The organism is Prevotellamassilia timonensis (assembly GCF_900106785.1).
GTDB lineage: Bacteria > Bacteroidota > Bacteroidia > Bacteroidales > Bacteroidaceae > Alloprevotella > Alloprevotella timonensis.
In genome coordinates, this window is the sequence record NZ_LT629841.1 from 187781 (window position 1) to 209798 (window position 22018).

The 22018-nt window shown below is 54.8% G+C and carries 16 protein-coding genes; all 16 read left to right on the plus strand.

Annotated features, from left to right (window positions below; all coding sequences use genetic code 11):
• Positions 1-81 precede the first annotated feature (81 nt).
• The 16 genes from BQ5453_RS02585 (at position 82) to BQ5453_RS02660 (ending at position 22007) form a co-directional block, all read left to right on the plus strand.
• A complete protein-coding gene (locus tag BQ5453_RS02585) occupies positions 82-372 on the plus strand; it encodes a DUF4491 family protein (protein WP_071122017.1) in 291 nt (96 codons plus the stop codon).
• A gap of 42 nt (positions 373-414) precedes the next feature.
• On the plus strand, positions 415-2172 hold the full coding sequence (locus tag BQ5453_RS02590; RefSeq protein ID WP_235860011.1) for a gamma-glutamyl-gamma-aminobutyrate hydrolase family protein: 1758 nt from the start codon (positions 415-417) through the stop codon (positions 2170-2172).
• Positions 2173-2291: 119 nt separating this feature from the next.
• Positions 2292-3296 (plus strand): M28 family peptidase, encoded by a 1005-nt coding sequence (locus tag BQ5453_RS02595; RefSeq protein ID WP_071122019.1) that lies wholly within the window; start codon positions 2292-2294, stop codon positions 3294-3296.
• Positions 3297-3328: 32 nt separating this feature from the next.
• Positions 3329-3760 carry a SufE family protein gene (locus BQ5453_RS02600; protein WP_071122020.1) on the plus strand — a complete coding sequence of 144 codons (432 nt, stop codon included), beginning with the start codon at positions 3329-3331 and terminating at the stop codon, positions 3758-3760.
• Positions 3761-3911: 151 nt separating this feature from the next.
• Positions 3912-5426 (plus strand): butyryl-CoA:acetate CoA transferase, encoded by a 1515-nt coding sequence (locus BQ5453_RS02605; RefSeq protein ID WP_071122021.1) that lies wholly within the window; start codon positions 3912-3914, stop codon positions 5424-5426.
• Positions 5427-5673: 247 nt separating this feature from the next.
• On the plus strand, positions 5674-6765 hold the full coding sequence (locus tag BQ5453_RS02610; RefSeq protein WP_235860012.1) for a hypothetical protein: 1092 nt from the start codon (positions 5674-5676) through the stop codon (positions 6763-6765).
• 202 nt (positions 6766-6967) lie between these two features.
• Positions 6968-7189, plus strand: a complete 222-nt coding sequence (locus BQ5453_RS02615) for a DUF2795 domain-containing protein (RefSeq protein ID WP_022101416.1) — start codon at positions 6968-6970, stop codon at positions 7187-7189.
• A gap of 256 nt (positions 7190-7445) precedes the next feature.
• On the plus strand, positions 7446-8762 hold the full coding sequence (locus tag BQ5453_RS02620; RefSeq protein WP_071122022.1) for an ATP-binding protein: 1317 nt from the start codon (positions 7446-7448) through the stop codon (positions 8760-8762).
• Between the two features lie 900 nt (positions 8763-9662).
• Positions 9663-11384, plus strand: a complete 1722-nt coding sequence (locus tag BQ5453_RS02625; protein WP_071122023.1) for a hypothetical protein — start codon at positions 9663-9665, stop codon at positions 11382-11384.
• 160 nt (positions 11385-11544) lie between these two features.
• Complete coding sequence (locus BQ5453_RS02630; RefSeq protein ID WP_143033265.1) at positions 11545-13419, plus strand: hypothetical protein; 1875 nt, start codon at positions 11545-11547, stop codon at positions 13417-13419.
• A gap of 305 nt (positions 13420-13724) precedes the next feature.
• On the plus strand, positions 13725-14324 hold the full coding sequence (locus tag BQ5453_RS02635) for a DUF3575 domain-containing protein (RefSeq protein ID WP_235860013.1): 600 nt from the start codon (positions 13725-13727) through the stop codon (positions 14322-14324).
• 107 nt (positions 14325-14431) lie between these two features.
• Positions 14432-15847, plus strand: coding sequence for an OmpA family protein (locus BQ5453_RS02640; RefSeq protein ID WP_083361100.1), 1416 nt, complete (start codon positions 14432-14434; stop codon positions 15845-15847).
• Between the two features lie 33 nt (positions 15848-15880).
• Positions 15881-17734 (plus strand): fimbria major subunit, encoded by a 1854-nt coding sequence (locus BQ5453_RS02645; protein WP_071122025.1) that lies wholly within the window; start codon positions 15881-15883, stop codon positions 17732-17734.
• Positions 17735-17968: 234 nt separating this feature from the next.
• Positions 17969-19087, plus strand: coding sequence for a FimB/Mfa2 family fimbrial subunit (locus BQ5453_RS02650; protein ID WP_071122094.1), 1119 nt, complete (start codon positions 17969-17971; stop codon positions 19085-19087).
• Positions 19088-19122: 35 nt separating this feature from the next.
• Positions 19123-20550 carry a fimbrial protein gene (locus tag BQ5453_RS02655; protein WP_071122026.1) on the plus strand — a complete coding sequence of 476 codons (1428 nt, stop codon included), beginning with the start codon at positions 19123-19125 and terminating at the stop codon, positions 20548-20550.
• A gap of 53 nt (positions 20551-20603) precedes the next feature.
• Positions 20604-22007, plus strand: coding sequence for a hypothetical protein (locus BQ5453_RS02660; RefSeq protein ID WP_071122027.1), 1404 nt, complete (start codon positions 20604-20606; stop codon positions 22005-22007).
• Positions 22008-22018 lie beyond the last annotated feature (11 nt).

A 22018-nucleotide genomic window follows, 5' to 3' on the forward strand; every position in this document is an offset into this window, starting at 1 on the left:
ACAGACTTTGGCGGCGGGGCAGTACACATAAGCAGATGTGCCCTGCCCCGCCTTAAGGATTATCACATAACACACTCGCACATGACACTTACTGGCCCGCTCATTGGTTTGGCCACGTTCCTTATTATAGGGGCGTTCCACCCCGTCGTTATCAAGACCGAATACTACTGCGGCACCAGACCGTGGTGGGTGTTTCTCGTGGCCGGAATAGGCTGCATTGCCGCAGCACTGTTTGTAAGCAATGTGCTGGGGTCTGCCGTACTGGGCGTGACGGGCTTTTCGTCACTATGGACCATTCTCGAGCTATTTGAGCAACACCAACGGGTGGAGAAAGGGTGGTTTCCCAAAGGGCCCGGACACGGCAAAAGATAGCGCACCACCACAGTTTGTGGCGGCTTATACAACATTATGCAGATGATGATTGACATTGACCAACTCAACACCGAGGCTCTGGCGGCGCCTGCCAACCGGCCTGTTATTGGCATTACAGGCAACTTTAACGAAGGGCAGCTCAAGCTGCTCCCCGGTTATTTCCGCTCTATCGAGGCTGCTGGCGGCACCCCCGTGGTCATTCCGCCACGACGCAAGCCCGACGCCTCGCTCATCAGTCTGATTGACCGCATCGACGGGTTGCTGCTTTCGGGCGGAGCCGACATCAACCCTATATTGATGGGCGAGGACCCCGTGCCGGCACTGCACGGCATCAACAACGAGCGCGATGCCTTTGAACTGGCACTCACACGCTTGGCTTACAACCGCCAAGTGCCCATGCTGGGCATCTGTCGCGGCATACAAGTGCTCGCTGCAGCACTGGGCGGCACCGTGATGCAGGACATAGCCACGGCTATGCCCCACTCTACCCTGGTCAAGCACTCACAAGACGCTGACCGCGGGGTGGCCACACACTTTGTCACGGCCGAGGCCGACTCTGTTGTCGGACGGCTGCTGGGCACACGCTTTGCCGTCAACTCCTTCCACCACCAAGCCGTGGGCGAACCTGGCCCCCACTTTAGGGTGACGGCACGCTCGGCCGACGGGGTGGTTGAGGCTATCGAGAGCACCGACATGAAGAGTATCATTGGCGTGCAATGGCACCCCGAATGCTTCTGGCCCGAAGGCGACAGCTGCATGATGCCACTGTTTGAGCACTTTATAGCCAATGCCACACAATTTGCCACTGCCAAACGGGTGCACGAGCATGTGCTCACTCTCGACTCGCACTGCGACACGCCCATGTTCTTTGACAAAGGGGTGGAACTTACCCGACGCGACCCACAACTGCTCGTCGACTTTCCGAAAATGCGCGAGGGACACCTCGATGCCACTACCATGGTGGCTTATCTGCCGCAGGGCGGACGCTCTGAACAGGAGGAGCTGCAAGCCACACAAATGGCTGTCAAACTGCTCAACGAGATTGAGACACGCGTGGCAGACGCACCCAATGTGGCACTTGCACGCACACCGGCCGACTTGTACCGCCACAAGCTTGAAGGCAAGCTGTCCGTCATGCGCGGCATTGAGAATGGCTACGCCCTGGGACGCGACATCGACAATGTGGCTCGATTTGCACAAATGGGCGTGGTGTACATCACGCTCTGTCACAACGGCGACAACGACATCTGCGACTCGGCACGCCGCTCTACCAACGAACACGGTGGTCTGTCGGACTTTGGACGCAAGGTGGTGGCCGAAATGAACCGCACAGGTATCATGGTCGACCTTAGCCATGCGGCCGAAAGCTCTTTTTACGATGCACTGGCCTGCAGCACCACCCCTATCGTTTGCTCACACGCTTCGAGCCGCGCACTGTGCAACCACCCGCGCAATCTGACCGACGACCAGTTGCGGGCGTTGGCCAAGGCTGGCGGTGTGGCGCAAGTCACACTGTACCACGGCTTCCTGCGTCTTGACGACGACGGCATACCGGCCACTATCGACGACGGGGTGCGCCACTTGATGCACTTTATCGATGTGGCAGGAATCGACCACGTGGGCATCGGCACCGACTTTGACGGCGACGGCGGAGTGCCTGGCTGTGCCTGCGCTTCCGAACTCATCAACTTTACACGCCGCTTGCTGGCCGAAGGGCTCACCGCTGCCGACTTGCAAAAGGTATGGGGCGGCAACTGGCTGCGTGTCATGCAGCTGTGCCAGGACAAAGCACAGTGCTGACACCTGCGTCTCTCGCATATCCCCCCACCCACACACACTGAGAGCATCTGTGCGCAACACTGCGTATGACGCTGTGCGCAACGCTCTACCATCATATTAGTAACAGAGTATCAGCTATCATGAACAAGATATTTGCGGCCTCACTGGCCGCCATCATACTGGCAGCCACAACCTGCCTCGCTGGCTGCAAAAGCCAAAAGCAGAGTGGCGACGACACGGCCACCGACACCATTGCGGTGACCCAAATAACCTTCAACGCCGACTCGGCTTTTGCCTCTATCGAAAAGCAGTGCAGTTTCGGCGCACGCGTACCAAACTCCGAAGCGCACGACCGCTGCGCCGCCTACATCGTGGCACAATTCAATGCTTTAGGACTTGATGTGACAGAGCAAAAGGCCGACCTCAAGGCTTGGGACGGCAAGGTGCTCAAGTCAAACAACATCATTGCGGCCTACCGCCCCGATCTGACCGACCGCATCATCATCTGCACACACTGGGAAAGCCGTCCGTGGGCCGATGCCGACCCCGACTCTACCAAGCACCACCAGCCCGTAATGGCTGCCAACGACGGTGCAAGCGGTGTGGCCGTAATGCTCGAAGTGGCGCGCCACCTGGGCGAGCTCAAGCCCAACATTGGCATTGACTTCATCTGCTTCGACTCCGAGGACTATGGCGCCCCCTACTGGGCCGAAAGCCAAGCCCCGCAGGACGGCTCCGACTGGTGTCTTGGCTCACAATACTGGGCTGCCCACCCGCATGTGCCAGGCTACAAGGCGCGTTTCGGCATACTGCTCGACATGGTGGGCGGACAGGACGCCCGATTTGCCTACGAGGGCATAAGCATGCGCTATGCACGCGACGTAATGGTGAAGGTGTGGGACGCTGCCACACGCGCCAAGGCCGACCACCTGTTCCAGCCCATTGAGGGCGGCTATGCACAGGACGATCACGTGCCCATGAACGAGACTGCTGGCATACCCACCATCGACATCATTCCATTTATTGAGGGAGAGCACTCCTTTGGCACTACCTGGCACACCACCAGCGACACGCCACAAAACATATCGAAGGAAACTCTGCGCGGCGTGGGACAAACGCTGCTGCAATTCATCTCCGAACAATAATACAAAGCATAACACTTAACACACTAACTGCCGTGACTATTAACGAGATACAAGACGAGATTATTGAAGAGTTCTGCGAGCTCGATGACTGGATGGACCGCTACCAACTGCTCATTGACCTGGGCGAGGAGCAAGCCCCCCTACCCGACTCTGACAAAACGGACCAGAACCTGATTGACGGCTGTCAGAGCCGCGTATGGATAACATGCGAGGAGCATGACGGCCGCCTCGACTTCCGAGCCGAAAGCGACGCACTGATTGTAAAGGGCATCGTGTCGCTCGTTATCCGCGTGGTCAACCACCAAACGCCCAAGGACATTCTCGACGCCAAGCTCTACTTTATAGACAAGATTGGCCTTACCGAGCACCTCTCTCCCACCCGCTCAAATGGCTTGCTCGCCATGATAAAGCAAGTGCGCATGTATGCCCTCGCCTTTCACACCAAGCTCGAAGAGAACAAGTAACACGCCACGCACAAGCCCAAGGCTGCGGCACAGGAGACAAAGCGCATGCGCTGCTAAATATTTATGCACAAATACGCAAAATGCTGCATACACGCCACGTGTATGCAGCATTTATTTGTATATTTGCAAGCAAAACACACTACTTAGCAACATGACAATACCCGAGATTACTGCCGCCGAGGCGGCATCGATGATACAAAACGGCGACCTTTTGGCCGTGGGCGGCTTTGGTCCGGCTGGCTCGCCCAAAGTAATAACGCCAGCTCTTGCAGCCCGTGCCCGTAAAGAGCATGAGGCTGGGCGTACCTTCAAGGTGAATGTGGTGACGGGGGCCTCAATCGGTGCCAGCTGCGACGGCGAACTGGCCGCAGCCGATGCCGTCGACCGCCGTTTGCCCTTCAGCGTCAACCCCGAAATGCGCAAGGCTTACAACACGGGACATGTGCGCTACACCGACCTCAACCTGTCAGACAATGCCTCACACCTGCGCCAGGGGCTCACGGGGCGCATCACATGGGGCATTATCGAAGCCTGCGATGTGCAGGAGGTGCGGGGCAAACTGCGCATTTACCTCACTGCGGGCATAGGCATTGCGCCCACCATCTGTCGTTTGGCCGAAAAGGGTGTGTTCATTGAACTAAACACCTGGCACAGCACCAAGGTAATAGGCATGCACGACATCTACGAGATTGAGGATCCCTGGTTCCGTGCCCCGATACGCATCACGCAGCCTATCGAGATTATCGGACTGCCATACATCGAGGTGGAGCCCGACCACGTGCGCGGCATTGTTATGACCCATCTGCCCGACGAGGCACGCGCCATGAACCCTGCCAACGAGGTGACACGTGCCATTGGCCAGCACACGGCCGACTTCCTGGTGTGGAACATGGAACAGGGCTTCATCTTCCGCAACAAGCTCATACTGCAAAGCGGTGTGGGCAGCGGAGCCAATGCCGTGATAGGTGCCCTGGGCGAATCGAAGGAGGTGCCCAACTTCTCCATCTACACCGAGGTATTGCAAGAGGAACCCATGCGCCTCATACGCGAGGGTAGGGTAATGGCCGCCTCAACCGGTGCACTCACACTGAGCCCCGAACATCTGCAGGACCTTTACCGCAACATGAACGACTACCGCGGACGTCTGCTGCTGCGCCCCTCCGAAATATCAAACTGCCCCGAAATCATTGCCCGCCTTGGCGTATGCTCGCTCAACACTGCCATCGAGGTGGACATCTACGGTCACGTCAACTCCACCAAAGTATGCGGCACACGCATGATGAACGGGGTGGGGGGCTCGTGCGACTTTACCTGCAACGCCATGCTGGCCACGTTTACCTGTGGTTCAACCGCCAAGGAGGGCCGCATAAGCAGCATTGTGCCATTCTGCTCACACGTCGACCACACTGAACACTACGTCGATGCCATCGTAACCGAATATGGCGTGGCCGACCTCCGCAACAAGTCTGCCCTCGAAAAGGCCGAGGCTCTCATAGCCATTGCCCATCCCGACTACCGTCCCATTCTGCGCGAATATATGCGTCTGGCCGGTGCCTACGGCGGACACACGCACCACATCTTACCGGCGGCCTTTGCCATGCACGACACCTACCGCCGCAAGGGTGACATGCGCCTGGTTGACTGGAGCGAATACATCAAGGACTGACAACCCATTATCCTACTGACACCAAGAGGCAGGAAGGCCAGCGGCTTTCTTGCCTCTTGTCTTTTTATATCATTACGGTATTGACAAGTGAATACACCTTAGCACCCTAAAACTTTGATAACAAGCAACAAAGTTCAAGCAAGCTTGACTTTCTTCACTCGGTTTGCACTATCTTTTGATAAGATAGGCGGCACCTCACAACAAAGTTCAAGCAAGCTTGACTTTCTTCACTCGGTTTGCACTATCTTTGAATAAGATAGGCGGCACCTCACAAGAAAGTTCAAGCAAGCTTGACTTTCTTCACTCGGTTTGCACTATCTTTGCACAGAGAAGTACAAAGAACACCATCAACTACAAAAACCACACTACCATGATTGTACACGCAGCCAACCCCATTTACGACAGCATATTCAAGTATTTAGTCGAAGACAAACGCATTGCAAAGATACTCATCTCCGCACTGCTAAAGAAAGAGGTCCTCGATGTTGAATTCCGCCGCCATGAGTACACCAACAATGTACGCAACGACATTTCCATGTTCCGCATAGACTTCGGAGCCAGGGTGCGCGAGGCCGATGGCTCAGAACACCTGGTACTGATTGAACTGCAAAAGACCTGGATCGAAACCGAGACGCTGCGTTTCCGCCAATACCTTGGAGCACAGTATTCTGACCCCAATAATATTCAAAAAGAGGAGCGTCTCAAACACGGATATGCCATACCAATGGTTACCGTCTACCTGCTGGGGCACAAAGTGGGCAACATCGAAGAGCCTATCCTCTACGTCAACCACAAGTCATACGACTACAACGGGCACGAAATTACCCAAGGTCTGCCAGACCCCTTTGTCGAGAGCCTTGTACACAACAGCATCATTGTACAAATACCCCGTCTGCACGGACATGTCAACAACCGGCTTGAAGAGGTGCTCAGCGTATTCGACCAAAACAGAACCAACGAGTTCAACCACCATATCATCAACATCAACGAAGAGGAATATGCCAACGATGACGACATGCTCTACATCGTACGAAAGCTTACCGCTGCTGCTGCAAATGCCAAACTGCGCCATGACATGAACGTCGAGGACGAATTTTTCACAGCTATCGAGAACCGCGACACTACCATAATGAATAACGAAAGGGAAATAGCTGAACAAAGGGCATATATCAACGAGCAGAAATGCCAAATCAACGAGCAGCAAAACCAACTCAACGAAAAGAACAAGATGCTGCAATCTGCCATTAAAGCCATGATGAACAATGGGTTAGACGTGGCTACCATCGCCACTTCGCTTGGCATAACAGAGGGTGAGGTTGAAGCGCTTATGGCAAAATAAACCCTCGTCAAAAGCACAAATCAGCATTTGGCGGCAAAAAAGAAGGCAACAGATACCCTCCATTACAATAAAAAGTGTATTTTTGCCGCCAAAAACCACTGAGCAGTTGGGAACTTGCGCAACACCTCACACATGCTGCACCAAGGAACGGCCCATGCTGCCCGACATTTAAGTATAACCTCAAACCCAAATAACTGACACTATGTATTGGACATTGGAATTGGCCTCAAAGCTTGAAGATGCACCTTGGCCAGCAACAAAAGACGAACTCATTGACTACGCCATGCGCTCAGGAGCACCGATGGAGGTGGTAGAAAACCTGCAGGAACTTGAAGACGAAGGCGAAATATACGAAACCATCGAGGACGTATGGCCCGACTATCCTACAAAGGAGGATTTCCTCTTCAACGAGGACGAATACTAACTCACACCCAAGCTATAACCAACATATAGCACAAAGCCTTTCAATAAGCGGTATAGAATTTCTGACATACAGATTTCTATACCGCTTTTTTAGCACCTGACAACCCCGCCCACAGCACATGCAAAGCCTACTCATGAAAGAGGGATGATAAAACGCTCCGAAAAGTTGCTTCGTTCATCATAATATTGTACATTCGCACCTAACAAGTTCGAAAAAGTGTCATCTTTGGCACAAATCCGAAGTCATCAGTGCAAATATGAGGATAGAGAGAGACATAATAAACAAACTCAAAGAATGGAAAGATGCTGAAAAACGCAAACCAATTCTTCTGAAGGGCGCCCGTCAGATAGGCAAAACATGGGCTATGGAGGAGTTTGGAAGAGAGTATTTCGACTACACGGCAAAATTTGATTTTGACCGTCAGAAAGAATTACAATCAGCCTTCACCGTATCAAAGGAGCCTGCACGCATCATAAAGGAACTTGCCCTTTACAGCCAAGTACCCCTTGTCCCGGGCAAGACACTGCTCATATTCGACGAAATACAAGAATGCGAGGAGGCGCTCAACTCACTAAAGTATTTTTTTGAAGACGCCCCCGAGTGGCATATTATTGCAGCAGGCTCGCTGTTGGGCGTTGCTGTGAAAAGGAGGAGAATGACCGTACCAGTAGGAAAAGTACAGGTCGTACGTATGTATCCTATCACATTCAAGGAATTTTTGCGGGCAAGTGACGTTCAAACATTCAATTTCATAGAACAGATAAATCAGCCAGAAAAACTGCCCCTTATCATACTTGATAAATTAAAGTCTGAATACCGCAGATATATGGTGTCTGGAGGAATGCCAGAAGCAGCTGTAAGCATGCTTGAAAATCAAGGCATGCAAGCAGTGGACGACATATTACAGGGGATATTAGACTTGTATGAGCTTGATTTTGCCAAGTATGCGGAGCCGCGCGAAATACCGCGCATACATGCCATTTGGCACTCACTGCCATCTCAACTTGCCAAGGAAAATCGAAAGTTCATCTATAAGATTATAAAGAAAGGGGCAAGAAGCCGCGACTATGAAGACGCCTTGCTCTGGCTCGAAGATGCAGGCATGATATACCGTGTAAACGCTGTATCGAAACCCGGAATGCCTTTAAGCGCCTACGAGGAACCTGACATATTCAAGGTTTATGCCAGCGACTGCGGACTACTGCGGCAGTTGGCCGGACTACCAGGAAGCATCGTCATCGACCCAACCTCTAACTACACCGAATTCAAAGGTGCAATGGCTGAAAATGCTGTACTACAAAGCCTGTTGCCCTCATACGGTTCCATACCTTACTATTGGACTTCAGAAGGAAAAGCCGAGATAGAATTTCTATTACAGCAAGAGCACGAGGTAGTTCCTGTTGAAGTCAAGGCCGAGAATTGTGTCAGCGGCAGAAGCATTGTTGTATACAACGAACGCTACCAGCCCAAGAACCGCATACGTTTCTCCTTTCTCAATTTACAGCAGAACTGTGGAATGCTTGCTTGTCCGTCACCTTTAGCAGAGTGGGCTATGAAATGGCTTATCAAATAAAGGCCATATAGCGCGTGACTCACAGCAACCCACACAACAAACAAACTGACAGGCTATTGTGATGTAGCATCATAGTGCTCTTGAAACTCAATATATCATGTTCCTCTTCAACGAGGACGAATACTAACTCACACCCAAGCTATAACCAACATATAGCACAAAACCTTTCGATAAGCGGTATAGAAATTCTGACATACAGATTTCTATACCGCTTTTTTAGCACCTGACAGTTCCACCACACGGTGCCACAACAGGGCAGGGTGGGGCGGGGGAGAAGCCCTGCTTGCATACACGCCAACTGCTCATGCAAAGAACGTGATGCGCTTGTAAGAGCACAGAAAACCAACTGCAAGAATACAGAAAAACACTTGTGAGAGCACAGAAAGCCACCTGCAAGAATACATAAAAACACTTGTGAGAGGACTTAAATGCACTTGCGCAAAAGCTGAAAAACACTTACGGGAGGTAGAAAAATCTATTCGTCCAACAGAAAAGTCTGCCTCCCGTAACAAGAAGAACGCTCTCCCGTAACAAGAAGAACGCTCCCCCGTAACATGAAAAACGCTCCCCCGTAACAAGAAAAACGCTCTCCCATAACAGGAAAACGCTCCCCCGTAACAGACAAATCACTCCCACCGAACCCAAAAGGCCACCTCACGCAACACGTAAGAGCCACACCCAACACCAAAAGTGTGCAAACAGCGGCACGGGCATTCGCGGCCAGGACACAATCAGATATATTTCTTGCAACAAGCACTGCAAAACGCCGAAATAATTACATTTTGCAAAATAATCGTGCAAAATACTTGCATATTATCTATTAACGTACTACCTTTGCTTTCGTTATAAATACAATACAACAATTAAGAACTCCTTACAACTACCAAAATAACACAGCTTATGAGACATCTCTACACAGCTTTTGCAGCAGCCCTTATAGCAAGTTCGGCTGCTACCGCACAAACCGCCGCCACGCGCAATGTGCGCCTTACCCCTAACAAGCAAGCCATAGCTTTGGCCAAAAAGTCCAACTTCCGGCCGGCCGTCAAGCTGGGCAGCACTGCCGCATCGGGCAAGCGCTTCAACGTAGCCTCCACTACCGGCACCACTACCACAGCCCCCATCATCGATGCCCAGCCCGAAGGCAAGCTCCACGCCAACTTCTACTTTTCGGGCGAGAGCTTTGTCAACATGATGGGCTATGAGGCCCAACTGCCGTTCGACGGTATTTGGGGCAAAATAGTCGAGGCTCCCGACAACAAGACCATATACATCAACAACCCCATCGGGGCCTACTATTCTGACGCATGGATTAAGGGCGAGCGCACCACTGGCGACACCATCGAGGTAAAACTGCCGCAGCAGTTTGTACACGAGGAGTACGACGGCATGAGCACCGACGCCTGGCTTTACAAACTCGTGCCCGTCAAGGTTGAACAGGACGGCGAAACCTACACCACCTTCAAGCCCGACTCTACGAGCCAGACCGTGAAATACGTGTGGCGCAACGACAGCATCGTACTTGTCAACACCACACAGGACAGCAAGCTGCTTGGCATGTGTACCGAGGCGGGCGAATGGTATGGCTATGGCGACTACATACAGCAGTACACTGTGTTCGACCAACAGCCCGTTGCACCCAAGGACGAGACCAAAGCCACCCAGATGAGCATCACCTACTACGACTCAGGACAGATGTACGGCCGCGTAAAGAAGGTGGTGCGCGAGGGCAACGACATCTACATTGCCGGGCTCAACGGAAACATTCCCTCAGGCTGGGCCAAGGGCACCATCAGTGGCAACAAGGCCACATTCAGCGGCCACCAGTACATGGGCCTCGACACTGTGACAGCAAGCTACGCCTTTTTCGAACCCGTGTCGCACAACATGGTGTGGGACAGCGAGATTGGGGATTCAATAGAGAGCCTCACACTGGCCGATGCCATCACATTTGACTACGATGCCGACAAGGGCACACTCAGCACCGACAGCACCTTTGTGGCCAACCAGGGTTACAAAATGTTCAACCAGGTGTTCACCTACGACGGCGCAACCCTTGAGCCATGGACCGAAAAGGCCGCCACACCGCTTGCCGTAGACGCAAGCACCATGTCGTACATGCCCTTCAGCGAGGAGTACGGCTACGGTCTGCTGGCCTTCGCACCCAGCGAGTTCGACGCCGACGGCTACATTCTCGATGCCAACAAACTCTACTACAGCATCTACCTCGACGACGACGTTCTGACCATCGACCCCGATGAATATAAACTGTTCCCTTACGAAACCACCGAAATACCCTTCATCTACAGCGACATGCTCGACTTTGTCAATTATGCCGGCTTGTGGCAGGTTTACACCTTTGTCACGGGCATCGACCGCATCGGTGTACAAATGATTTACAAGGGTGGTGGCGAAGTGCGCAAGTCGGCCATTACCTATATAAGCGCCACCGACGAGGACCCCTCGGCTGTGAGCAATGTGGCCCAAACCGGCAAGGTGGCTGGCGTCACCTACACCGACCTCAGCGGTCGCCGTGTGAGCCGCCCCGGCAAGGGCTTGTTCATTCAGACCACACGCCTGGCCGACGGCACCATCACTACAAGCAAGCGCTTGTTCAAGTAAGCCGCACGTCTGAATTATGACACATACATATTGAGAAGTCCGGGAGCCTTATGCCGGCTCCCGGACTTCTTAAATCTCTTAATGAGTGGTGCTGATGTTCTTGATTTCTAAATTCTAAGCATCACACACCGGCCCCACCCTTTAATCCCACCACACACACATGAAACTATTACACACCTGTCTTGCCGTTCTGCTCATGGCCCTTTGCACAGGCCCCGTGGCTGTGGCACAAACCACCACCATGGACTACAGTTACTACGACGGCACCACCGACCTGGCACAAACAGGGTCGGGCAAAAAGGAGACCTACGACGTGGCCATACACATCAATCAGCCGGCTCTCACTGGCACCACCATCAAGGGGGTGATTATCAGCATACCACACACCACGGCTGTCAGCAACCTTAAAGTGTGGCTGTCAAAGAAACTCACGCTCCAATCCATCGACGGCAAAAAGCAGAATGTGCCCGACATCTGCACACAACCCGCCGACACCGCATTGGCCTTCAGCAGCACCTACATACCCCTCGACCAACCATACACCATCACCGAGGGTGGCGTATATGTGGGCTACACCTTCACCATCAATGCCGTTGGCACCGACCAAAATGCGGCCAACCCGCTGATTGTGTGCGAAAGCCAGAACGAGGGCGGATTTATGATACATTCTACCAAGAAGTACCTCAAATGGGTTGACCAGTCCGACGTAGCCAATTTGGCCATGAAAGTACGCATCGACGGCGTGGCAGCCAACAGCGCTTCGGTCAGCCTGCCCGCCACCATCTACACCATCACGGGGCAAACGGCCACCACCAACGTCACAGTGGCCAACTACGGCGCCAATGGCGTGCAGTCCTTCGACATCGACTACACCGTCAACGGCACACCGCTCACCCAACACTGCGACCTGCCCGCCGGACAGCAGTTGCCGGGCGAATTTGGCAAGAGCACCCAAGTGGCCGTCAGCCTGCCCGCCATCGGGGCCGACGGCACTTATCCCGCCACCATCAGCATCAGCAAGGTGAACGGGCAGCCCAACTCAAGCACAGCAGCCCCCACCGCCTTCGAGGTGGACGCACGCGCTTTCATACCCACACACCGTCCCGTCATCGAGGAGTTTACAGGCACCTGGTGCGGCAACTGCCCGCGCGGCTACGTTGCCATGAAGGCCATGAAACGCCTGCACCCCGACCGCTTTGTGGGACTGGCCTACCACTTCAACGACAGCATGATGGTCATGACGCAAGAGCAGTTCCCGATTTCAGTAACCGGCTACCCCATAGCCTCGATTGAGCGTCACGGCACCACCGACCCCTATTTCGGGTCCGACTCAAAAGGCGCCCACCCATTATACATTGAACGGGAGTGGCTGGCCTATGCCAACCAGTATGTGCCTGTCGACGTGGCTGTCGAAGCCAAACTCTCGGCCGACGGCAAGGAGGTGACAGCCCAAGCCGGCATCACCTCAACACGCGCCATGAGCAATGCGGGTTACAAGGTCGAATTTGTGCTCGTGGGCAACGGTCTGAGCGGCACGGGCAATGGTTGGGTGCAGGAGAACTATTATAACAATGCCACCGCCGACATATTTCCAGAGCCGGAGTTTGCCCCCTTCCTTGGCACTGCCGACAAGGTGGCCGGCCTCGACTACGATGATGTGGTGCTTGCCACTACCCGCACACTCGGCACCGACGTGGCACTGCCCAATGCCCTGGAGGCTTACAAGCCCTGCCAGGCTGCGGCCACATTTGAGCTTGACGCCATTGTGACGCCCGACAAGCTGAACCCCGTAAAGTTTAACAAGACCAAACTCGATGTGGTGGCCCTGCTCATCAATGTGGCCACCAACAAGGTGGTCAATGCCGGCATTGCGGCGGTTGACGCCACAGACTATCGCACGGCTGTGGGCCAGCTTACCACCACTGGTGCCCAACCCAAGCAACCCACCATCTACTACGACCTTAGCGGCCGCCGTGCAGGCGCTGCTGCCAAGGGGGTGCTCATAACCAACACCGGACGCAAAGTAGTGCGCTAAATCTTTGCGCACCACGCCACAGCAAGCGGACTTGCTGCAACACTCTGTACAACGGAGTTTGCGGCAAGTCCGCTCTTATTTTTGCACAAATTGCTCTAAAATATTTTGTAAGGCGGAGTTAACATTTTACCCCCCCAACGTGTAAACTTTACTAATTAAGCAAAATAATGCATCACAGCTACGCTATTTTGCAACATCTGCCGCCTTTATAAAACGTGAAAGGTTAGTAATTTTGTAGCTAATTTTATAAGGATAACGCGCACGCAGAACAAACGCACGCAGAACACCTACAAAGGATAACACGTATGAACCTCAAACAACGCATATTGCAACGCTTGGGGGCACTGATGCTGGCCAGCATTCTATGCCTCAACCTCAACGCACAACACGCGGCCGTCAAAACCAATCTGCTGTACGACGCCACTCTCACGCCCAACCTCGGTGTGGAGCTGGGCCTGGGGCGCAAAAGCACCATGCAGGTGCTCTACGGCCTCAACTTGTGGAAACACCCCTTGAACAACGACAAGATGTGGAAACACTGGCAACTGCTCGGCGAGTACCGCTGGTGGCCCTGCTCCAAGTTTAACGGCCACTTTATTGGCGTGCACGCCATGGGCGGCGAGTTCGACATGCAGAAGGTGCGCTTCAAACTGCCCTTTTACAACTGGCCTTCCGACCTGCGCGACAAACGCTACGAGGGCTGGAACGCCGGGGGAGGCTTTACCTACGGCTACCAATGGATATTGGGCCGGCACTGGAACCTCGAGGCATCGCTCGGCGTGGGCTATCAGTACATCAGCTACAAGCGTTACCCTTGTGCCGAATGTGGCACCACCGAGGAAAGCGGACACAAGCACTACTTCGGGCCCGACAAACTGGCGCTCAGCCTGATGTACGTGTTCTAAACGCTGATGCCACCACGTGCACAGCCACATTTTGGTGTGCAGCCCCGGCCCAATGCGCCCCGCCTGCCACAACCACCTCACCCCCCCTTACTATCAAACAGCAACTTATGTCAATCAAACACATCATAGCCACATCGCTCCTGGCACTCGCACCATTGGCCGCCTGTGCCCAAGGCAACAGCATGCACCAGCTTGCAGCACGCCCCATGGCCAAACCGGCCGGCGAATCGCTGGTGGTAACCTGGCGCATGACCATGGACAGCATGCGCATACGCTCCAACCAAACGCTGGTGTTCACCCCCGTCATTGAGGACAAGCACGGCCACACACAAACGCTGCGCTCCATCATGGTGAACGGACGCCGCCAGCACTACGTATTTCTGCGCAACGGCAACAAGCATTACCCCGACGCCATTGAGCTGCAGCGCCACAACGGCACCACACAATGCTACAACTACCGCGAGGCCATCGACCTCGAGCCGTGGATGAACGACGCCACCGTGCGCATTGCCACCGACACCTGCGGATGCGGCAATCTGGTGGGCAACAGTGCCGGCACACCCGTCGACATCAATCCGCACTGGGAACGCAAATGCGCCCTGGCCAACGTGATGCCCGCCGTCAGTGCCGACGACCCCGTGCTCTCGCTGCAGGGCAAGGCTTACCTCGACTTTCCTGTCAACCGCACCGAACTGCACCCCGACTACCACAACAATGCGGCCGAGCTGCACAAAATAATGAGCACCATCGACACCGTGCGCCACAACCCCAACGTGAGCATCACCTCTATCAGCATTCACGGCTATGCCTCGCCCGAGGGGTCGTGGACCAACAATGCCCGTCTGGCACAGGGACGCGCTGCCACGCTCAAGGAGTATGTGCGCAACCAGTACGACATACCGGCCAAAACGTATCATGTAGACTTCACCCCCGAGGACTGGGCAGGGCTCGACACCTTTATCGTGCGCAGCAACATGGCCGACAAGCAGGCTTTGCTCGGCATTGTGCGTGCCGACATGGACCCCGACGCCAAAGATGCCCAGCTCAAGCAGCGCTACCCCGAGGCTTACAGCATTCTGCTCAACGCGTGCTACCCCTACCTGCGCCACTCCGACTATGAGGTGAAGTACAAAATACGCCCCATGAGCGACCGCGAGGCCGCTGCCCTCATCAGCACCGAGCCAAGGCTGCTCTCGCTCACCAAAATGTACCGCATTGCGGCCCTTTACGAGCCGGGCAGCGACCAGTACAACGAAGTGATTGAAACCGCTGCCAACGTTTATCCCGCCGACACCGAAGCCAACCTCAACGCTGCAAGCGTGGCACTACGCCAAGCTGACATCACACGCGCCGGGAGCTACCTCAAGCGTGCCGGCCAAACGCCTGCCGCCATCAATGCCCGCGGCGTGCTGGCCCTGCTTCAAGGCCATTTGGCACAGGCTCAACAACTCTTTGAGCAGGCTGCCGCCAACGGCTCCGACGAGGCCAAACGCAACTTGGCGCTCATTACAGCTGCCAATTAAGCACTCTATATAAACTTTACATACATAAGACTTATGAAAAAGATTTATTTACCTTTAGCTCTTGCTGCCACCCTTGCATTAGGTGCTTGCAGCAGCGACAATGTAGTAGACAATGGTGGGTCAAACCCCATCGACCTGAGCAAGGGAGGCTTTGTCAAGATGAGCCTCAACCTGCCTACCGACAACAACCGCGGCAGCCGCGCCGAACTCAACGACACGCTCAAAGATGGTCTGGCCAACGAGTACGGCATCAAAAATGCGTACCTCGTGCTCTTTGAGGGAATAGATGAAAACAACAAAGAGAATGAAGCCAAGTTCAAAGGTGCCTACGAACTCGAGAACAGCGATTTTAGAGATTTTGAGGCGGTGGGCGACGACCCCAACCACGTAACGATCACAAAGCGTATTGCCTTTGCCAACGGCACGAAGCCCCAAAGCGGCAGAAAGCTTTTCGCTTTGGTGGTGCTCAACAACAATAACTTGTTTACTGTCAATGCCACCAAACACGAACTGACATTTGACGATACTAAAGTGGACGCTGCAGCTTACAAATCTACTTCTAACTTCATCAACTTCTCTAAAGCCCTTGCCAGCACAAGTACCGACGGCACAACACCCTTTGCCTCTAACGTGGCTACCAACGGCATCTTCATGACCAACGCCCCACTCTGCACCGAACCTGGCGGCGCCACCGCCCCAAGCACCGATGCCAAAATCAAGACATTGGCCGATGTAACCAACAACATCTACACTACCGAGGCCGAGGCCAAGTCGAAGCCCGCTGCAGAGATTTATGTGGAGCGTGCCGTAGCCAAGGTGACTGTACAGAGCAAGAGCAAGACCAACGCACTCGAGGTTAACAAGAATATAAGCTACAAGCTGTACAACTGGGCGGTGGACAACACCAACAAGAAGAGCTACATCGTGCGCCAGTATGACAATAATTGGAACAAGCTCTATTCCGACAAGGCTGCAGGCGCCAACAAGTACCGCTTTGTGTGGGACACACCGGTGAACCCCAACGCTACTGAAGCCAACAAGCGTTACCGCACGGCATTTGCCCAAGACCCCGAATATCTTACCACTACCGATTCTACCAAATACAACCAAATGGGCAACAACGCCAGCATGACGTTGAAGACAACGTTTGGCGACAATGCCCCGCAGTATTGCAACGAGAACACCTTCAAGGTAGAGGCTCAAAATCAGGACCAAACTACCCGCGTGGTACTTGGTGTTAAAATGTCTGAGCCTGGCACAGACACCTATGATAAAGACCTCTACACCATCAACGACAACAAGGAGGTTGTTTACACCAAAGCCACTCTGGCCGAACGACTCAAAAACATTCTGCTTCAGGAATCTGACGTAAAGGATTGGGTTGCTAAGCACGCCACAGATGCTTCATTCGACATCACATTCGACACCGATAAGGCTGGTGAAACTACCATCACAAAGGCCACCTTTAAGGGCAAGACCACCACACCCGGTGCTACTGAGGAGAAACTTGAAAGCTTCACAACCAAATTCGATAATGCTCTGCCCAACATCGTTCGCTACAAAGGCGGCGTGGCATACTATGCCGTGCGCATCAAGCACTTTGGCGACAGCGACACACCTTGGAATAAAGAAGGACAGAACGTAACAGCCGGCGGCAACAGTAATATCTATAACACTAGTAGCACTGATAGCGAAAACTGGTTCCTTGGCCGCTACGGCGTAGTGCGCAACAACTGGTACGACATCAGCGTGAACAAGATTCAAACACTTGGCGATGCCACCATACCCGCATTCACTAACGACCCCGACGATGTGCTTGAGAACTATATCTCTGTAAGCATCAACGTACTCTCATGGAGCAAGCACACTCAAGGTGCTGACCTCTAATTTATAACCTTACCATTGGGGGCTCACCATACAGCCCACGGCTCATGGCGAGCCCCCAATGCTTTTCTATACTCACACACCACGCCCTGCCGCTGGGCGCATGGCAAAATACAGCGGGATATTGCCTCTTGCAGCCACACCATTACACAATGCGCTGCCACCAATACCGACACTACACGCCGCCAACCGTGCGGCCACAGCATACATACCATACACACCCCACACCAAATTGAGATGACACACCTACTCAGCAAAGCCCTCATTGTGCTGGCCACCGCAGCAGGTCTGGCCTCATGTGCCGACATGAAGGAAGACCTGCCCCCCTGTCCGCAAGGGCTTGACATACACTTCAAATACAACTACAACCTGCAGCGCGCCGACATGTTTACCGACCACGTGGGGGCCGTGAGCGTTTATCTGTTCGATGCCAACGGCCACTATCTCGAACAGCGCACCGTGCAGAACACCGCTGCAGCACAGCCGCTCAAGAGCAAGGACTTCTGCGTACACTTCGACATAGCTCCCGGCACTTACCAATATCAGGCTGTAGCCTTTCAGCGGCCCTATGCCGAATGCCAGGCCACAGCGGGCGCACGCTTCAAGGTGTCGGCACCACAGTCGGCCAGCGACAATCTGCAAACGTTGCGCATTGCCCTGCCCGCCAAGCCTATAAGCGGGGTGGCCGACACCATGATGGTTGACAACGCTGCCCTGCCACTCGACACGCTGTGGGTGGGACAGTCGGCCCGCCCCGTCACGGTGCGCTACAACGACAAGCTTGCCACACAGGCCGACACCTGCTCATTGGTGCGCGACACAAAGCAGATTAACATCACGCTGCGCGACCTTGACAATCCGGCCGCCCTCGATGTGAACGACTTTACGTTTACCATCACCGACCGCAACGCCGCGGTGGACGGCTACAACACGGTGGACGGGCATACCACGCTCCGCTACACGCCATACGCCACGTGGAACACCACCGACCCTATCAACACTGCCTCCGCCACTACCTACCCGAACACTAACAACGCGCAGGCTCCCGGCCGCATGGCACACGCCGATTTCATGACCTCGCGCATCATTTACCACAGCGGTGCCGACGCCGCACACAACGCGCAACTCGTCATTTACAACAAAAGGACGCAGCAAAACGTGGTGCGCATCGACCTGGCCGACTTTCTGCAACGCCTGCGCTCGTCGGCCGAACGTAACTACACGGCTCAGGAGTTCCTCGACCGCGGCTACGACTACCGTCTGTCGTTCTACCTCAAGGGCGGCAGCTGGAGCTACGCCAGCATCGAAATTGGCGTCCTCTCATGGGCTGTGCGCATTCAGAACGAGGACATTTAGCCTCCCTCTACCACCCACATCATTCCACCTGACAAATGAAACTGCGATTACTGACATATCACCTCACATTGCTCTGCACCGCCTGGCTGCTCCTGTCGGCCTGCCACAACGACACTGCCGGGCCCGCCACCCCGGTGGTGGGGCCCAACACCTATGTGCGTATGCAAGTGCAAGTGGCGTCAGGACGCAAGCAGCGCGCCACTGCTGCCGAAGAGGGGCTGCCACGCGAAAACAGCATCAGCCAAATCACCATCATACTCTTCAAGGGGGCTGAGGGCGGCATCAATGCGGCCAATGCCGACAAGGTGACCGTGCGAGCCTTTTGCTGGGACGTGCAGCCGCTCGGCGCCACCACCTACACCACCGGCAGCCGGTTGTTGCCTGCCAACATGGAGTATGGCACATACAACGTACTGGTGGTGGCCAATGCCAACTATGCCGCGCTTGATGGCCACACTCTGGCCGAGGTGCGCACACAAATATACAATGGCACGCCCTGGGCCAACAACATCTATGCCGACCAAAGCACCGCCTGGCCCGAACGCCAATCGGACTTTGTCATGACATCGGCCGCCGACGCGCAAATAATAGTGGGCACGGGCAGCCCCCATACTGGCACGGCCAACGACGCCTTTACCACCACCAGCGGCCAGCCCATCGACCTCGATCGCCTGGCCGCCCGCATTGATTTTGTGCCCGATGCAGCCTATCTTAAGAAGGCGGCCGACGGCACCATCTACTACGAATATCCCGTTACCGATCCCAACGGTTCTGCCACCAGCAGCAAGTTCCGCCTCAAATTTGTAGAGCCCTACAACATCACGCAGCAAAGCACCTTGTTCGAGCAGAGCATGGATGCCGACGCCACCACACAGGCACCCAAGGACAGTGTCATCTACCTTGGCGGCGAGAGCACCGAGAGCGGCACTCCACGCTATGTGGCCGACCCGCTCACACTGCACAAGGGCAACCCGGCCACCACGGCCGACGCCTACAACGCTTTCTACGTAGCGCTGAACCGCTACAATGCCTTGCCGCAGAACGGCGCCTTGTTGCGCACCATATACCCAGTGCGGCAGGGCAACCACGCCAACCCCGACGATCCTGCCAACCCCTACTACATAGTGGCCTATACCGCCGAGAACACGCTCAGCGTGGCCTTGCAGCAAAGCAACGATGTCAGGACCTACGCCACGGGGCTGCGCTTCTTCGGCACCTACTTGCCTAACGGCGAGGAGAGCAAGGCTTACGACCGTGCCTACGACTTTGACATTCGCCACCGTTCATCAGACACGGCGTCCAACCCCAACCTGGCCCTGCCCCTGGCCTACGGCATTGTGCGCAACAACATCTACCGCGTGCGCATCAGGAAAATTACCCGCACCCCCGACAACTTCAACATCACGCTGCAAATACGTGTGGTGCCATGGCAACGCTACGAACACGGCGATGTTATTATGTAAAGCCAAGACTAACTTACCCGTTAACCCGTCAACTAACTCATAAGTAAAGCCCAATGAAACACCTGCTCAGCATACTATTATTGTCAATCATACTGGCGGCCTGCAGCAGCGACCCCATAGCGCCCCCTGCTACCGACGGCACACCCATCAAGCTGTCTCTGCGCATTGCCACACAAAGCAAAGACGCCCAAAGCAAAGACGCCCAGAGCAAGGCCAACGCCTTACCCACATTAGGCTGGAACTACGAGCAGGGCGACGAACTCATCGAGAATTGGGTGGTCATCATGGTCAACGACGCCGACCACACCATCGAACAGGTGTTCACACCCGCCACCAGCCCCAATAACGTTGAGGCCGACAAAGTGGCCACCAATCTGCGAACCACCGCCTCAAACAAGACATTCTACTCCTTTGCCAACATATCCCTGGCGCAACTCCAGCAGGCCACCGGGCACACATTTGCCAAGGGCGGCACCATGCCCGACATAGCCTCGGCCACCTGGCACATCGACGGCAACGGCTTCGACCCCAAAGCCAAAGATGCCACGGGCCGCGCACAAGGCATACCCATGACAGGCATTTGCCACATGAGCCTTACCAACAAGGATAACGAAACGACCAAGACACTCTACGTGGTGCGCATGCTGGCCAAACTGCAGTTCAACATTACCAACAAAACCGGCGCCGACATCACCATCGACACCATCAGCATCGACCGCCTCAGCGCCAATCCGACCGACGGCGGCGTGCAAAACGTCATGCTGTTCCCCTCGGCCACACCCACCGATGCCAACACGCAAGTAGTGCAACAGCCGCGCCTCAACGGCACACAGCCACAGCAGGTATACCATCTGGCGCTGAACCAAGTCGTGGCCAACGACGCAAGCATCGGGAAAACACTTTACGTAAACGAGTGCACCACCCCCGCCAACACCTTTGGCCAATTCATGCTCACCGTAAGGCTCACCATGGCCGACGGCACCACCACACAGCAACGTTACAGCGTGGTGAGCAACGACAATGGCAACTGGCACTTCATTGCCCGCAACGACTGGCGCATCATACCCATCACCCTGCAAAACATCAAGCTCGACCTCATACCGCTCGACTTTCCCGCCATTGGCGTGCTGCCCTGCTCGGTCAAGGAGGCCGACGGCACATTCACCTGCACCTTCAACGCCGGCGGCGAGTTCCGCCTCACCCCCAAAGTCACACGTTTTGACAATGGTGCGGCCGTGCCCGATGCCGACTGGAAATTCAGCCGCTTCAGCACCGACACCTACCCTGCCGCACCGCCGGCCGGCTTCTATGCCGCAGCCCCCTCATGGTTCGCCCGTGGCAGCTACATCACCGGCACCTTTGGCACCGCCACTGGCCAGGCCTACCACACACTTTACCTCACCCACAACGCCACGGGGCGCACCCTTGTGTGCCGTGTGCGCATCGTGCGTCCATAACAATCATTGTA